16 protein-coding genes are annotated in these 15,638 nt (G+C 67.1%); 6 read left to right on the top strand and 10 right to left on the bottom strand.

The window, feature by feature from the left end:
- Positions 1 to 13 precede the first annotated feature (13 nt).
- From HPA02_RS09350 to HPA02_RS09330, 5 genes are all read right to left on the bottom strand, one after another.
- Positions 14 to 2,620 carry a TRAP transporter permease gene (locus HPA02_RS09350; protein WP_146802919.1) on the bottom strand — a complete coding sequence of 869 codons (2,607 nt, stop codon included), beginning with the start codon at positions 2,618 to 2,620 and terminating at the stop codon, positions 14 to 16.
- A 165-nt stretch (positions 2,621 to 2,785) separates the two neighbouring features.
- The gene (locus HPA02_RS09345; RefSeq protein WP_146802918.1) at positions 2,786 to 3,766 is read right to left on the bottom strand and encodes a TAXI family TRAP transporter solute-binding subunit; all 981 of its coding nucleotides are present in this window, start codon (positions 3,764 to 3,766) and stop codon (positions 2,786 to 2,788) included.
- A gap of 324 nt (positions 3,767 to 4,090) precedes the next feature.
- Positions 4,091 to 4,507: a GNAT family N-acetyltransferase gene (locus tag HPA02_RS09340; RefSeq protein ID WP_198057182.1), complete on the bottom strand. Its 417-nt coding sequence runs from the start codon at positions 4,505 to 4,507 to the stop codon at positions 4,091 to 4,093.
- A gap of 176 nt (positions 4,508 to 4,683) precedes the next feature.
- The gene (locus HPA02_RS09335) at positions 4,684 to 6,069 is read right to left on the bottom strand and encodes a KamA family radical SAM protein (RefSeq protein ID WP_146802916.1); all 1,386 of its coding nucleotides are present in this window, start codon (positions 6,067 to 6,069) and stop codon (positions 4,684 to 4,686) included.
- Positions 6,070 to 6,268: 199 nt separating this feature from the next.
- On the bottom strand, positions 6,269 to 6,505 hold the full coding sequence (locus tag HPA02_RS09330) for a DUF2798 domain-containing protein (protein ID WP_146802915.1): 237 nt from the start codon (positions 6,503 to 6,505) through the stop codon (positions 6,269 to 6,271).
- Positions 6,506 to 6,633: 128 nt separating this feature from the next.
- On the opposite strand from HPA02_RS09330, the gene HPA02_RS09325 reads away from it, so the two are divergent.
- The 3 genes from HPA02_RS09325 (at position 6,634) to HPA02_RS09315 (ending at position 9,222) form a co-directional block, all read left to right on the top strand.
- Positions 6,634 to 7,155 (top strand): macro domain-containing protein, encoded by a 522-nt coding sequence (locus HPA02_RS09325; RefSeq protein WP_146802914.1) that lies wholly within the window; start codon positions 6,634 to 6,636, stop codon positions 7,153 to 7,155.
- Positions 7,156 to 7,435: 280 nt separating this feature from the next.
- Entirely contained in the window at positions 7,436 to 8,200 is a 765-nt protein-coding gene (locus tag HPA02_RS09320) for an outer membrane protein OmpK (RefSeq protein WP_146802913.1), read from the top strand.
- Positions 8,201 to 8,331: 131 nt separating this feature from the next.
- Positions 8,332 to 9,222, top strand: a complete 891-nt coding sequence (locus HPA02_RS09315; protein WP_146802912.1) for a DMT family transporter — start codon at positions 8,332 to 8,334, stop codon at positions 9,220 to 9,222.
- An 81-nt stretch (positions 9,223 to 9,303) separates the two neighbouring features.
- On the opposite strand, the gene HPA02_RS09310 is transcribed toward HPA02_RS09315, so the two are convergent.
- The 5 genes from HPA02_RS09310 to HPA02_RS09290 all read right to left on the bottom strand — a co-directional run bounded on the left by HPA02_RS09310 (position 9,304) and on the right by HPA02_RS09290 (position 13,473).
- On the bottom strand, positions 9,304 to 9,828 hold the full coding sequence (locus HPA02_RS09310) for a DUF192 domain-containing protein (RefSeq protein ID WP_146802911.1): 525 nt from the start codon (positions 9,826 to 9,828) through the stop codon (positions 9,304 to 9,306).
- Positions 9,809 to 10,942, bottom strand: a complete 1,134-nt coding sequence (locus HPA02_RS09305) for an ABC transporter ATP-binding protein (protein WP_244945898.1) — start codon at positions 10,940 to 10,942, stop codon at positions 9,809 to 9,811. The genes HPA02_RS09310 and HPA02_RS09305 overlap by 20 nt, the downstream gene beginning before the upstream one ends.
- Positions 10,935 to 11,603, bottom strand: coding sequence for a molybdate ABC transporter permease subunit (modB, locus tag HPA02_RS09300; protein WP_146802910.1), 669 nt, complete (start codon positions 11,601 to 11,603; stop codon positions 10,935 to 10,937). The genes HPA02_RS09305 and modB overlap by 8 nt, the downstream gene beginning before the upstream one ends.
- Positions 11,603 to 12,400 carry a molybdate ABC transporter substrate-binding protein gene (gene modA / locus HPA02_RS09295; protein WP_146802909.1) on the bottom strand — a complete coding sequence of 266 codons (798 nt, stop codon included), beginning with the start codon at positions 12,398 to 12,400 and terminating at the stop codon, positions 11,603 to 11,605. Before modA ends, modB begins: the two co-directional genes overlap by 1 nt.
- Before the next feature lie 230 nt (positions 12,401 to 12,630).
- Complete coding sequence (locus tag HPA02_RS09290; protein ID WP_146802908.1) at positions 12,631 to 13,473, bottom strand: sterol desaturase family protein; 843 nt, start codon at positions 13,471 to 13,473, stop codon at positions 12,631 to 12,633.
- Between the two features lie 109 nt (positions 13,474 to 13,582).
- On the opposite strand from HPA02_RS09290, the gene nfo reads away from it, so the two are divergent.
- The 3 genes from nfo to HPA02_RS09275 are packed head-to-tail and all read left to right on the top strand — an operon-like array spanning position 13,583 to position 15,638.
- Positions 13,583 to 14,425, top strand: coding sequence for a deoxyribonuclease IV (gene nfo / locus HPA02_RS09285; RefSeq protein WP_146802907.1), 843 nt, complete (start codon positions 13,583 to 13,585; stop codon positions 14,423 to 14,425).
- Between the two features lie 48 nt (positions 14,426 to 14,473).
- A complete protein-coding gene (locus HPA02_RS09280) occupies positions 14,474 to 15,283 on the top strand; it encodes a formate/nitrite transporter family protein (RefSeq protein WP_146802906.1) in 810 nt (269 codons plus the stop codon).
- Between the two features lie 40 nt (positions 15,284 to 15,323).
- The gene (locus HPA02_RS09275; protein WP_186809963.1) at positions 15,324 to 15,638 is read left to right on the top strand and encodes an MliC family protein; all 315 of its coding nucleotides are present in this window, start codon (positions 15,324 to 15,326) and stop codon (positions 15,636 to 15,638) included.

Below are 15,638 nucleotides of genomic sequence, written 5' to 3'. Positions count from 1 at the left end.
GGGTCATTCCCCCTTAGCTGGCCGCCGGGGCGGCCGTGGCGTCGCGGCGGCGACGCTGCATGACGACGATCAGGCCGAACACCAGGAAGGCCGGAATCCACATCAGCTCCTTGGGCCAGCGATCCACCGGCGCCATCACCGAGAGGATCTGCTGGTCGAAGAAGAGTGCCTCGAAGCCGATCTGTTCCGCCTGGCTGCCGAAGGCCACGTTGTCCACGAAGGTACTCCCGTCCTCCTCGCTGCGCAGGCTCAGGCCCAGGGCCTCCATGCGCGCGGTACCGTTCTCGCCATCCGGCACCGGCACCAGCAGGTAGCGAGTTAACTGGTCACCGAACTCATCCTCGTCGAGGATCTCCACCCGCAGGTTGCTGCCCTCGTCCACCATGCCCAACGCCTGGGCGAACTCTGCCGGCGGCACCGACTGGTAGGGATCATGGATACGATCCATCCAGAAGCCGGGACGGAACAGGGTAAAGGCGATCAACAGCAGCAGCAGCGACTCGTACCAGCGGTTGCGGGCGACCATAAAGCCCTGGGACCCGGCGGCGAAGATCAGCATGGCGATGGTCGCCACCACGAAGATCAGCAGGCCCTGCCAGAGCCCCACCTCGATCAGCAGCAGGTCGGTATTGAAGATGAACAGGAAGGGCAGCGCCGCGGTGCGCAGGCTGTAGTAGAAGGCCTGGAAGCCGGTGCGAATGGGATCGCCCCCGGAGACCGCCGCGGCGGCGAAGGAGGCCAGCCCCACCGGCGGCGTCACGTCCGCCATGATGCCGAAGTAGAAGACGAAGAGGTGCACGGCGATCAGCGGCACGATCAGGCCGTTCTGCTGCCCCAGCAGCACGATCACCGGGGCCATCAGCGACGACACCACGATATAGTTGGCGGTGGTGGGCAGCCCCATGCCGAGGATCAGGCTGAGCACCGCGGTGAGCAGCAGGATCAGCATCAGGTTGCCCATGGAGAGCACCTCCACCACGTCCGCCAGCACCAGGCCGACGCCGGTCTGGGAGACGGCGCCGACGATGATGCCGGCGGTGGCGGTGGCGATACCGATGCCGATCATGTTGCGGGCCCCGGTGACCAGGCCATCCCAGAGATCGAGGAAGCCCTCCTTGATGTCCTCGGCCAGGCGACTGCGCCCGCGGAAGAGCGCGGTGATCGGGCGCTGGGTGATCATGATGGCGATCATGAAGACCGTGGCCCAGAAGGCCGAGAGCCCGGGCGACAGGCGCTCCACCATCAGACACCAGACCAGCACGATCACCGGCAGGATAAAGTGCAGCCCGACCATCACCGTGGGCCGCGTCTGCGGCAGCTTGATCACCTCGGAATTGGGGTCGTCCAGCTCCAACTCCGGATAGTTGGCGCCGACCTTGAGCAGTGCCACGTAGACCACCGCCAGCACCACCGCCACCACCCAGGGGGTGGCGGCGCCGAGCAGCGGCTTGAGCCAGCCCAGGCCGTAGTAGACGCCGAAGGAGAGCGCCATCAGCGCCAGCAGGCCGGTGAGGAAGCCGATCATCTTGTTGAGGAAGGGGCGCGCCGGGTTGCTGGAGGGCAGCCCCGACATGCCGGCCTTGAGGGCCTCCAGGTGGACGATATAGATCAGGGCGATATAGGAGATCAGCGCCGGCAGGAAGGCGTGCTTGATCACCTCCACATAGGAGATGCCCACATACTCCACCATCAGGAAGGCCGCGGCCCCCATCACCGGCGGCATGATCTGGCCATTCACCGAGGAGGAGACCTCCACCGCCCCGGCCTTGTTGGCGGAGAAGCCGACCCGCTTCATCATCGGGATGGTGAAGGTGCCGGTGGTCACGGTATTAGCGATGGAGGAGCCGGAGATCAGCCCGGTCATGCCCGAGGCCACCACCGCCGCCTTGGCGGGGCCGCCGCGGTAGTGGCCCAGCAGCGAGAAGGCCACCTTGATGAAGTAGTTACCGGCCCCGGCCTTGTCGAGCAGGGCACCGAACAGCACGAAGAGGAAGACGAAGCTGGTGGAGACCCCCAAAGCGATGCCGAAGACCCCCTGGGTCGTCAGCCACTGGTGATTGATCAGGCCATCGACACTGACCCCGCGGTGGGCGAGGATGCCGGGCATATGGGGGCCGAACAGCGAATAGACGATGAATACCAGGGCCACGATCATCAGCGGTGGCCCCAGGGCCCGACGGGTCGCCTCCAGCAGCAGCAGAATGCCGACCACGCCTACTACCACGTCCTGGGTGATGGGCGCCCCGGGGCGCTCGGCCAGGTCGGCATAGAAGAGGAACATATAGGCGCCGCAGAAGGCGGCCACCCCGGCAAACAGCCAGTCCTGCAGGGGAATCCGCTCGCGGGGCGAGCGCTTCAGCGCCGGGTAGGCCATAAAGGCCAGGAAGAGCGCAAAGGCCAGGTGGATGGAGCGTGCCTCGGTGGCATTGAAGACCCCGACGCCGGCCAGGTAGGGCAGCGGCGAGGCAATCCACAGCTGGAACAGCGACCAGACGGCGGCGATGCTCACCAGCAGCTTGCCGGGCACCCCCAGCGGCTTGCGCGCCCCGGAGTCGCTGGAGGCGACCATCTCCTCCAGATCGACCTCCGAGCCCTGAGGTCTCTGCGTATCGTTAGTCATAAGCGATTCCTGCCTGTTTGATCGAGCCACCGAGTCAAGAATTTGGCCATGGTATCGAGTCGTTCCCTGAAAATGCGGAGCCGAAAACCAGGATGCGCGACTCCGGGGGGGAGTCGCGCATCCAAGGAGCGGAAGGGCGAACCCTCCTCCGTTACCGTTGCTGGATCACTCGATCCAGCCGCGCTCGCGGTAGTAGCGCTCGGCGCCTTCATGCAGCGGCGCGGTGAGGCCTTCGGAGATCATGCTGGCCTCATCGAGGTTCTCGAAGGCCGGGTGCAGACGGGTGAAGCGATCGAAGTTCTCGAACACCGCCTTGACGGTCTCATAGACGATATCCGCGTCGACATCTTCATGCGTGACGAAGGTGGCGGCGACGCCGAAGGTCTCCACGTCCTCATCGTTGCCGCGATACATGCCCCCGGGAATCACCGCTCGGGTGTAGTAGGGGAACTCCTCGATCAGGCCATCGATCTCGGGACCGGTCACCGGCACCAGGCGAGCGTCCACGGTGGTGGTAGCCTCCTGGATGGAGCCATTCGGATGGCCCACCACATAGACCATGGCATCGATATTGTTGTCGGACAGCGCCGCGGCCTGCTCGGCGGCGTCCAGCTCGGAGGCCAGGGAGAAGACATCGGTATCCCAGCCCATGGCGTCCATCACCACGTTCATGGTGTTGCGCTGGCCGGAGCCCGGGTTACCGATATTGACCCGATGGCCGGGGAAGTCGGAGATATGCTCGATGCCGGAGTCGGCCCGGGCCACCACGGTGAGGGGCTCGCCGTGCATGGTGAAGACGGCACGCATCCCTTCCCAGGCACCGTCATCCTCGAAATTGGCCTCGCCATGGTAGGCACGATACTGGACGTCGGACTGCACCACGCCCATATCCAGCTCGCCGCTCTTCATGCCGTTGACGTTGGCCACGGAGCCACCGGTGGAGGGGGCATTACAGCGGATATTGTGCTCGTCGCTACCGCGATTGACCATCCGGCAGACCGACTGCCCGACCACATAATAGACCCCGGTCTGGCCCCCGGTGCCGATGGTGATAAAGCGATCCTGAGCCACCGCCGGTGCGGAAAAGGCGGCCGCGCCCAGCAACATTCCGGAAACGGCGGCGGCGGAGAAGACATGACGTTTCATCTAGACACCTCTTGGCATGGTTGGTCCCCTGGGGCGTGCCCGAGCACTGGTGCCCGAGCCTCGCACTCGCTTCGGGGTTCAGCATGAAGATAGTTCAGCCTCGGCGGAGGTGCAGCCCTCTGGCCTTACCCCGGTTCAACGTCGCTCCCGCGAAGAAGCGCCACGCCGGCCAAAAGCTCTCTTTACTAAAGCCTAATTTTACACTGAGTCAAACGTTTAACGCACGTTTGAAGCGCGAGAGCCATGATGCCAACCTCGAGGCCTCCCGCCGAATCGACCCGCGGGAGGTGCCAGCAATAAGCGAGCCAAATAGGGGGAAAGCCACTAGGCGAAGGGTTTCTTGAGAAAATAGCGGGTGCGATGCTCACCGGGTACCGGCAATTCGCCGAAGCACTCATAGCCGAGCCGGCGGTAGAAGTCGGGCGCCTGAAACCCGAAGGTATAGAGCCACACGCCGGCACAGCCCTTCTCCCGGGCCAGGGCCTCGGCGCGCCGCATCAGCTCGGCCCCCTGCCCGCCCCCACGCAGCGTCTCGGGCACGTAGAGCAGGTCGACATAAAGCCACTCATGGAAGATATCGCCCCACAGGCCGCCGAGGGTTTCGCCCCGTTCATTCTTCAGGAAGAAGGCGAAGGGCTCGGAGCGGGACGGCGGCGCGGCGTGGCGATTGAACTCGACCAGGGGGCGCAGGATAGCCTCCCGCTCCTCTGGGCGAGGCGCCGCACAGTATTCGATGATCACAGGAAATTCCTCGTTATTGGGGGGAGATAAAGACGGCCAATGGCGAAACTCCCAAGCGTTAAATATAATCACCATTATGTCAATTAATTGGCCCGGCTTTTCTCTCCTAAACACGAACGCCGCCACCGATGGCTCGGCGACGGCGTCTCCCGGACCGGATATCCAGGTTGTCGGGCCTAGGCCTTGGTAATCAGCGCCTGCTTCTTATCCTTCATGGCCGCAAATTCCCCCTCATAGAAGAACTCGCTCTCCCCCAGCGCCGGTTCCAGGTGGTTGAGCCAGGTGGCGGCCTCGTCGTACTTGGCGAAGAAGGGACGCTGCACCCAGTCACCATCGCGGCCCTGGATAAAGCGCAACACGAAGACCTTCTCGCCCTGGATCTCCGTCACCCCCTGGATCTCCACCTTGCCCGGGTCGGCGGACATCGACGGGCCGCGGGCGGTGCGCGCCAGGCCGGGCACCTGCTTCATCGCCTCGCGATAGATCTCCCAGGCCCGCACCAGTGGCACCTCGAAGTAGTGGCGGGCGCCGGTGTCGCGCTCGACGAACATGTAGTAGGGAATCATCCCCAGGCGCACCTGGGTGGTCCACATGCGTGCCCATTGGTCGGCATCGTCGTTGATATGCTTGAGCAGCGGCGCCTGGGTGCGGATCTCGGCCCCGGTGGCACGGATGCGGCGGATCGCCTCGCGGCAGATGGGGGTGTCCATCTCCTTCCAGTGGTTGAAGTGCGCCATAAAGGCCACGTGCTTGCCGGCCGCCGTCAGCTCGCGGAACAGCTCGAGGATATCCTCGGCGTCCGGATCGGTGACGAAGCGATACGGCCAGAAGGTCAGGCTCTTGGAGCCGATGCGGATATCCTGGACATGGTCCAGCTCCGGCGCCATCAGCCCCTCCAGGTACATCCGCAGGTGCTTGGCCTTCATCACCATGGGGTCGCCGCCGGTCATCAGCAGGTCGGTGACCTCGGTGTGCTCGGCCAGGTAGCGGTGCAGGGAGTCGGCCTCACTGGAGGCGAACTTCAGGTCCTTGTCGCCGACGAACTGCGCCCAGCGGAAGCAGAAGGTGCAGTAGCTGTGGCACACCTGGCCCTGGCTGGGGAAGAAGAGCACCGTCTCGCGGTACTTGTGCTGCATGCCGGGCAGCGGCTCGCCGTCGAGCAGCGGCAGGTTGAGGTCCATCTGCCCCGCCGGGTGGGGATTGAGCTCGCCGCGGATGCGCTCCACCACCGGCTTGAGCTCGGCGGCGGAAGCGTCGCGGCGCATCAGGGCGGCGACCTCGTCGAAGTGCTCGGGGCGCAGCATGCCGCGCTGGGGAAAGGTGAGCTGGAAGACCGGGTCCTCGGGCACCGCGTCCCAGTCGATCAACTCGTCGATCACGTACTCGTTGACCCGGAACGGCAGCACCTGGCTGACCACTTTCATATCGAAGCGCAGTGCCTCGGGCAGCGCCTGGATCGCCGCGATCTTGTCCAGCTGGCGATGGGTATAGACCTTGAACTGGCGGGCCTCGAAGGCCTCGGCCTCGGGACTGCCGAGTTCGATGTTCACACGCTGGTTCATGCCTTCTCCTCTTTGTCTGTCACGGCCGGGCCGCCTCGACGAAGGCGCGGGGCGGCCGTCTCGCCTCATACAAGGGAGGCAGACAGGCCATGGCGTCACGGGGGAGGGCTATTGATACAGACTTGCGCCGAGGCTTGCAAATTTCCGCATCATTTTGCAACAAATGTCACGACAAGGCGGCACTTTCGCCACATTTCGTTCATCGCGATGGGTGTCGAATCAGCCAGGCGGCGAAACGCTGCAGTCGCGGCGCCCCGATCAGGATCAGCGTGAAAGCGATGGGCCAGGCGATATAGAGGGCGCGCCACCAGCGTTCCAGGAACCCCTCGTCGAAACCGGTATTGATGGCGGTGATCAGACAGGTCATCAGGACACTCATATAGATCGACATCAATACCGAGAAGACCAGGGGGGCATAACGGGGCGGAAAGAGCATCCAACGTCTCCGAAGTCGTTAACCGGCTCATGATTAGACCAAAAGCCTTGCCGCCTGAACAGCCACCTTGCGCCGGCGAGAGGGGGCACACCACACTGTATCGAGTGGTCCGCGTGATCGAGGTGTCCATGCTGAAGATCGAGTGTCGTCAGGGCGATATTACCCGGCAACCCGATATCGACGCGGTGGTCAATGCCGCCAATGCCCAGCTACGCCCCGGCGGTGGCGTGGCCGGGGCCCTGCATCGTGCCGCCGGCCCCGAGCTGGAGGCGGCCTGTCGCCCCCTGGCCCCCATCCGTCCGGGCCAGGCGGTGATCACTCCGGCCTTCGCCCTGCCCAACCGCTATGTCATTCACTGCCTGGGGCCGGTCTATGGCGTCGATGAACCCTCCGACGAGCTGCTCGCCGATGCCTATCGCAACGCCATGGCGCTGGCCGAGGCCCAGGGGCTGAGCTCCCTGGCCTTCCCCGCCCTCTCCACCGGTGCCTTCGGCTACCCCATGGCCGAGGCCGCCCGCATCGCCCTGACCACGGTAACGGAGCGCGGACATCAGTGCGCGCATCTTGGCCTGGTCCGCTTCGTGCTCTTCGACGCCGCCACGGCCGAGCTTCACCAACGCCTCCTCGATAAGCCGATGCCGTCGCCCTGATCCCCCCTGTCGCACTTCCCTGCGCCGCCCCTCCCTTCGGGGCGGCGATCGTCTATCACGCCCAGTCCTCTCGAGCGGCCGCGCTATCAAGAACCCTGATATGGGCTATGGCGCCCCATGCCTTGAGGTGACGGCGGTGCTTCCCTATAAGTGTATACACTTCGTGTCGTTCACATTTTCGCCACGTCGTTGTCACTTTTCGACTAGCTACCGTATACAAGATCGGGAGCCCCCGCCTCGGGTCCGGCTCCCGGAATAACACCAAGACTGGAGCTGACTGATGCATAATCACAAGAAACTCGCCCTCGCCGCCGCCGCTTCGACGCTGCTGATAAGCCAGGCCGCCTCCGCCGCCCTCTACAGCACCACCAAGGTAGAGGCGCTCTATGGCTGGGACTACGAGGCCCAGGCCGGCGCCGGCTTTACCATCGACACCGAGGAGCACGCCATCCTCACCGTCGCCAATGCCACCGGCTGGACCCATGGCGACAGCTTCTTCTTCGTCGACTTCACCAACCTGGATCAGGGCACCCAGGACGAGCAGGATCGTGGCAGCGCCCACGCCGAGTGGAGCCTGCGCGGCAACCTCGGTTCGCTGACCGGCCTCGACCTCTCCGCCGGCCCGCTGACCGATGTCTATGCCATCGGCCAGCTCGACCTGGATCGCAACTCCTCGACCCGCAAGACCACCCACCTGGCCGGCCTGAGCTTCGACTTCGACGTGCCCGGCTTCAGCTTCGTCAAGCTGCATGCCATGTACCGCAATGACGAGAGCGCGGCCGCACGCGGCAGCTCCGAGCAGTACACCCTGGTGTGGAACGCGCCCTTCACCATCGGCTCCGCCGACTTCACCTTCGAAGGCTTCATGGACTACATCACCGAGGAGGGCGACCTGGAGTCCCAGCTGCTGACCCAGCCGCAGCTGGTCTGGCACGCCACCCCCAACTTCGGTATCGGCCTCGAGTACCAGTACTGGGAGAACAAGTTCGGCCTCGACGGCACCGACGAGTCCCTCCCGCAGCTGATGGTTCGCTGGACGTTCTAAGGCTCGCACCCTCGATACTGTCCGATCGGCGGCCCCCCCCTACGGCGGGTGCCGCCGTGGCGTTTCCTGCCCCCGACGCCAGGGCACCGCTATGCTAGAGTGATTCGCTCACTCACTATCGAGAAAACGGCGTGCCCCTTCGCGACTTACTGCTGGGCCTGGCGGTCATCGTCATCTGGGCCCTGAATATCATCGTTATCAAGCTGGGGGTCGACGACCTGCCGCCACTGCTGCTGACCACCTTGCGCTTTATGCTGGTGGCCGCACTACTGGTGCCCTTCCATCCGGTGGCGCGACACCAGCTGCCCTTCCTGGCCCTGCTGTCGATGACCTTCGGCAGCCTGCACTTTGCCCTGCTGTTTATCGGCCTGGGTCAGGCCGAAGCGGGGACCGGCGCCCTGCTGGTGCAGATGGGCACCCCCTTCGCCACCCTGCTCGCCGTGATCTTTCTCAAGGAGCGCCTGGGGCCGCGACGCCTGGCGGGGCTGGCGCTCTCCTTCGCCGGCATCGTGGTACTGGCCGGCGGCCCCACCCTGCCCTCGCCGCTGCCGCTGGCCATCCTGCTGCTCAGCGCCCTCGGCTGGGCCATCTCCCAGCTGCTGATCAAGCAGGGACCCACGATCCCGCCCCTGGCCCTGGCCGGCTGGGTGGCGCTCTTCGCCATTCCCCAGGTGGCGCTGGGCTCCTGGCTCTTCGAGAGCGATCACCTGGAGGCCCTGCGCGGGGCCGGCTGGGCGGGCTGGGGCGCGGTCTTCTATACCGCAGTGATGTCATCCATCGTCGCCTACGGCGTCTGGTACGGACTGCTGCGCCGCCACCCGGTCAATCGGGTAGTGCCACTGACCCTGCTGGTGCCGGTCATGGCGGTCTTCCTGGGGGCCTGGCTGCTGGACGATAGCCTGGGGATCCATAAGCTGGCCGGCGGCGGCCTGGTCATCGCCGGTATCGCCCTGATCGTCGTGAAATTCGGCAGCGGCAAGAAGAAGGCAACGACCCGCCGCCAGCGGCGGACTAACGCCTAGCGCCCTGATCGCCCTGATCGCCCTCAAGTTCGGCAGTAACAAAAAGAGCGCCAAGGCCCGTGCCCAACGGCGCCGGGCCGATTACCCCTCGGCGGCACAACTGGCGGCGGCCCCGGGCCAGCTGACGCAGTCGCCGATGCCGACGCCCCGGGCGGCGAAGTAGCCGGCATTGACTTCCAGGGCCGCCCGGTAGGTCACCCCGGCCGGGTAGGCACGGCACTGGCTGGGGTCCTCGCCGTCGCAGGGGCTCATGCTGTGAATGGCGGCGATACGCCCGGCGGCATCGATAAAGGCGATATCCAGGGGAATGCCCGTGCGATACATCCAGAAACCGCTCTCCGGGGACTGCAGGCCGTCGTAGAGAAACAGCATGCCGGCCTCGGCGTCCAGGTGGTCGCGCCCCATCAGGCCCCGGCGCCGCTCGGCCGGGGTCTCGGCCAGCTCCACCTCGAGCCGCCGCGGGCCGTCCCCGGTATGAATGGCCAGGGTGACCCGCGCCCGACCGGCCTCCTCGGCCCGGGCGACTCGTCCCCCCAGGGTCGGCACCAGGCCCAGTGCCGGCAGCAGCGCCAGCCCCTTGATTACCTCACGACGGTTGGTCGTCATCGCTCTCTCCTTGTGATTTCCGCGGCATCGGATGCAGGCCCGCCGCCAGTAACGACACCGTCACCGCCTCGCCCCGGGCCAGGCCGTTGCGCCGCGCCGCATGGGTGGCGATCTCGAAGCGCAGGCTGTCGCGGGTATGCGGGAAGCTCAGGGTGATCAGGGTGATTCCCCCCAGTACCACCATCTCGCTGACGCTGCCCTCCACCGGATTCTCCCGCTCGCCCCGGGAGGGACGGTCACGACGGTGCAGCAGCACATCCGAGGGAGGAATATACCAGTGAACGGGACCGCGCACCGCCGGCGGCGTGGCCAGGCGCAGCCGCCATGGCCCCCACTGCAGCCAGGCATCACCCGCGGCCTCGCGTATCTCGCCCTCGAAGACATTGTGCTTGTCGAGCAATCGCGCCACCTCCGGCGAGGCCGGCCGGCGAAAGAGCCGCTCCGGCGGCGCACTCTGCAGGCTACGACCGTTGTGCAGCACGCAGAGGCGGTCGGCCAGGGCCGCGGCCTCGTCCAGGTCGTGGGTGACCAGCACGATGGGGATCTCGATGGACTCCCGCAGCAGGGCCAGCTCCCGCTGCAGGCGTCGGCGGGTGACCTGATCCACCGCCGAGAAGGGCTCGTCGAGCAGCAGCGCCCGGGGCTCCCGGGCCAGGGCCCGGGCCACCGCGACTCGCTGCTTCTGGCCCCCGGAGAGCTGCGCCGGGTAGCGATTCTCCAGTCCCGCCAGGCGTACCCGCGCCAGCCACTCCCGGGCCAGGGCCTCGCGCTCGCCGGCGCCGCGATGGCCCATGGCCAGCATCACGTTTTGCAGGGCGCTGAGGTGAGGAAAGAGCGCATAGTCCTGAAAGACCAGGCCGATGCGCCGCCGCTGGGGACTCAGGCAGACCCCGGCCTCGGTATCCAGCCAGGTCTCGCCGGCACAGCGGATACGCCCCCCCGCCGGACGGTAGAGGCCGGCGAGGGCCCGCAGCAGGGTGGTCTTGCCACTGCCGGAGGGCCCCACCAGGGCGAGCAGTTCCCCGGGCGCACAGTGCAGATCCACCGCCAGGGGGATCGGCGCGGCCTGCTCCAGGCGCACCAATAGCCCGGACTCCGCCATGGCCTCACTCATAGGTCCCTCCTCGACGCCGGGCCAGTCCATAGACCACGCCGATGGTGACGAAGGAGACCGCCAGCAGCATGGCCGACATCACCGCCGCCCCGGACTCATCGAAGGCCTGCACCCGATCGTAGATGGCGATGGCCAGGGTGCGGGTCTCACCATCGATGGCGCCCCCGACCATCAGGATCACCCCGAACTCTCCCAGGGTATGGGCGAAGGTCAGGGCCAGGGCCGAGATCACCCCGGGCCAGACCAGCGGCAACTCGATGCGCCATAGGGTCTGCCAGGGCGACAGGCCGCTGCACCAGGCCGCCTCGCGAAGGTGGGTCGGCACCCCCTCGAAGGCACGCTGGATGGGCTGCACCGCGAAGGGCAGGTTGACCACCAGGGAGGCCAGCAGGATGCCGCCGAAGGTGAAGTTGAGGCCGCTCCCGGTCAGGCGCTGCCAGAAGGCACCGAAAGGCGCCTCGGCGCCAAAGGCCAACAGCAGGTAGAAGCCCAGCACCGTGGGCGGCATCACCAGGGGCAGGGCCACCAGGGCCTCACACAGCGCCTTGCCGCGGAAACGCCGGGTGGCCAGGGCACGCCCCAGCCAGAGCCCCAGGGGCAACAGCAGCAGGCAGGTGGCCAGGGCCAGTCGTAGGGATACGCCGAGCGCCGTCCACTCCATCAGCGGCCCTCACCCGGCGGCGCGGCGAAGCCATGCGCGGCGAGAATCGCCCGGGCCTCGGCGCCCTGCAGCCAGGCATAGAAGGCCCGGGCCGTATCCCCGGCGCCCTGGACCAGGGCCATGCGCTGGTTCAGGGGCGCATGCCAGGCCTCGGGGATCAGCACATGCTCACCGCGCTCCGCCAGTGCCGGCGCCAGGACCAGGGAGTAGGCCACCAGGCCGCCCCGGGCCTCGGCGGCGAGGGCGAACTGGGCGGCCTGGGAGACGTTTTCGCCGAAGATGCGTAGCGGCTCGCTGGGCGCCCACAGGCCAGCCCGCTCGAGGGCCTCACGGGCCGCCACCCCATAGGGGGCGTGTTGCGGATTGGCCAGGGCCAGTCGCGCCCGGCCCTGGCCGCCCCGATGGGCGTCGATGGCCTGGCGCACCCCGGCCAGGGGGTCCTCCGGGCCAGGCAGATCGCCGCGTCCCGGGCGCTGCAGCCAGGCCAGGCGACCGCGGGCATAGACCACGCCGCGATCCTCGGTCAGGCCTTCCGCATGCAGGGCCAGGACCTTGGCCTCATCCGCCGAGAGGAAGAGCTCGAAAGGGGCGCCCTGGGCGATCTGTCGCTGCAGGTTACCGGAGGCGCCGAAGTTCAGGCGCAGCGGCTGACCGGTCTCGGCACCGAAGCGCTCGGCGGCCTCGGTCAGGGCGAACTGCAGGGAGGAGGCCGCCGCCACGATCGGACCCGCCGAGCCCAAGGCCGAGACGGGTGGCAGGATCAGCATGACCAACAACAGCAAGCGTTTGAGACGCATCGTTTCTCTCCCGAAGTAAGCGACCACCCAAGACTTGACCAATCGGTCAAGACAGTCAAGCCAGGCCCCGATCCCATCGGGCTAGCGCGGCGACACCGACCAGGAGGCAGTGCCGACAGGACACCGCGCCCCGGCCCTCCGCAACGCCCGCCATGATGCCATGTCGCGGCTGGCTTCGCCCATGTCGCCATCAGGGCGCGTCGTCACGGCCAGGCCGTTTGGGGCGAGAACTAATCGGGCGTCGGTTGATCCGCGGCGGGGTCATCGGCCTCGCGACTCCAGGGCTGCAGCAGCATGCGATCCAGGCGCAGCCAGCGCGGGTCGCGGAAGGCGTGCAGGCCGATGGTCATGCCCTGATGGCCGTCCCGGGGCTGGGCACGGTAGGTGCCGAAGAGGCGGTCCCACCAGGGCAGGTTGAAACCGAAATTGCTGTCGGTCTCGTCGCGATGCCAGGAGTGGTGGACCCGGTGCATGTCCGGGGTCACCACCACCAGGCGCAGCCGGCGATCGAGCCGGGGCGGCAGGCGCACATTGCCGTGATTGAACAGCGAGGTGGCATTGAGCAGCACCTCGAAGAGCAGCACCGCCACCGCGGGGGCCCCCAGCGCCAGGATCGCCAGCACCTTGATGCCCATCGACAGCAGGATCTCCAGGGGATGGAAGCGCAGCCCGGTGGTCACGTCGATGTCCGGATCGGCATGGTGCATGCGATGCAGCCGCCATAACAGGGGCACCTTGTGAAAGGCCCAATGCTGGGCCCAGATCACCCCGTCCAGCACTACCACCGCCACCAGCAGCGTGACCCAGAAGGGCAGCCCAAGCCAGCCCAGCAGCCCCCAGCCCTGGTCCTCGACCCAGGCACCCAGGGCCACCGCCCCGGCGGGGAACAGCAGCCGCACCAGCAGGGAATCCAGGGCCACTACCCCGACATTGTTAAGCCAGCGCCACGCCTTGCCCACGCTCGGGGCCCGCCGCGGGGCCCACAACTCCCAAGCCGCCATGACCATCAGCACGGCGAGGAAACTGGCCAGACGAATCCACGGCTCCTGCCCCAACAGTGTCTCTGCGCTCATGCCTTGCCTCCTGCGACCCGGGCCTTGGAACCCGGGGACGAGCGAGAATTCCCCGGGCGGCGGCGAGGGGGTAGGATACCCCTCCACCGAGCAGACGAGCGACTCGACCATGAAATACCTTGGCGCCCATGTCAGTGCCGCCGGCGGCGTCGAACGGGCGGTGGCCCGCGCCGTGGAGATCGGCGCCGATGCCTTCGCCCTCTTCACCAAGAACCAGCGCCAGTGGCGGGCCAAGCCCCTGGAGGAAGCGACCATTGCCGCCTTCCGGCGCGCCTGCCGCGAGCATGGCTTCGCGCCCAAGCAGATCCTTCCCCACGACAGCTACCTGATCAACCTGGGCCACCCAGACCCGGAGGGGCTACGCAAGTCGCGGGAGGCCTTTGTCGACGAGTTCCGGCGCTGCGAGCAGCTCGGCCTGAGCCTGCTCAACTTCCACCCCGGCAGCCACCTCAAGAAGATCAGCGAGGCGGAGTGCCTGAGCCGCATCGCCGAGTCCATCAACGAGGCCCTGAGTCATACCCGGGGCGTCACCGCGGTGATCGAGAATACCGCGGGCCAGGGCACCAACCTGGGCTGGCGCTTCGAGCACCTGGCGGAGATCATCGCCCAGGTGGAGGACAAATCGCGGGTCGGGGTCTGCCTGGACACCTGCCACGCCTTCGCCGCCGGCTACGACCTGCGGAGCGCCGCGACCTGTACCGCCACCCTCGATGAGTTCGAGGCGGTGGTGGGCTTTCAGTACCTGCGCGGCATGCACCTCAACGACGCCAAGAGCGCCTTCGCCAGCCGCGTCGACCGTCACCACAGCCTGGGCCAGGGCCATATCGGCCTGGAGGCCTTCACCACCATCATGCGCGACCCACGCATCGACGAGATCCCGCTGATCCTCGAGACCATCGAACCGGCGATCTGGCCCGAGGAGATCGCCTGGCTACGCGCCCAGGCCGCCTGAGGGGCGCTCCACTATAGTGGGGGAAAGCGTCCCGCCAGCGGAGCCCCCATGCCAACGCCCCCCAGCCCCGAGCACGACGCCTATCAGCCGCAGCAGATCGCTCGCCGGGTGCAGGCGCTGGGAGTCACCAAGGCCCAGGCCGATGCCCCCACCCTGCTGGTGCTGGGGGTGCTGGCCGGGGCCTTTATCTCCCTGGGCGCCCTCTTCTTCGCGGTGGTGGTCACCGGTTCCGAACTGGGCTTCGGTCCGACCCGCTGGCTCGGCGGCCTGGCCTTCTGCCTGGGCCTGGCCCTGGTGGTCATCGCCGGCGCCGAGCTCTTTACCGGCAACAACCTGCTGGCCATGGCCTGGGCCAGCCGCCTGATCACCACCCGCCGCCTGCTGCGCCACTGGGGGCTGGTCTACCTGGGCAATCTGCTGGGCTGCCTAGGCACCGTGGCGCTGGCCTGGCTCGCCGACAGCGCCAGCCTCGCCGAGGGCCGGCTGGGCGAGACCCTGGTCGCCATCGCCACCGCCAAGGTCGGGCTGAGCCCCCTGGAAGCCTTCGCCCGGGGCGTGCTGTGCAATGTGCTGGTCTGCCTGGCGGTCTGGCTGGCCATGGGCGGCCATAGCGTCACCGACAAGCTGCTGGCCATCGTGCTGCCGATCAGCGCCTTCGTGGCCCTCGGCTTCGAGCACTCCATCGCCAATGGCTTCTTCCTGCCCATGGGCCGGTTGCTGGATCCCGCGGCGGTACCCCTGGGCGCGGCCCTGGCCAATCTTGGCTGGGTCACCCTGGGCAACCTGGTGGGCGGCACCCTGCTGGTGGCCGGGGTCTACTGGCTGGCCTACCTGCGCCCTCCAAGGACACCCCCGTGATGGCCTATACTGGGGCCCTTCCCATCAAGGAGCGATGCCCATGATTCGCTGGTTAAGCTGTCTCGCGGTCCTGCCGCTGTTCAGCGGCTGTGCCCTGCCCCTCCAGCCCGCCGACGGTAAGTCGCCGCCGAGCGCCCACTATCGCTGCGACGACGGCAGCGACTTCACCATCGCCTTTATGGGCAAGGGGGCGCGCCTGACTCGCGACGGCGAAACGCTGGTGCTGACCGACCGCCGCCCCGCCTCCGGCATGTGGTACGCCTCCGAGACCCATGAATTCCGCGGCAAGGGCGAGGCGGCCACCTGGCGGACGGGGCACCGAGCGCCGCTCACCTGCCGGGTCAGCCACGACTGA

The organism is Bisbaumannia pacifica, assembly GCF_007989625.1.
GTDB lineage: Bacteria > Pseudomonadota > Gammaproteobacteria > Pseudomonadales > Halomonadaceae > Bisbaumannia > Bisbaumannia pacifica.
Note: the sequence above shows the minus strand (reverse complement) of the source record. Positions and strands in the feature narration are given on the sequence as shown.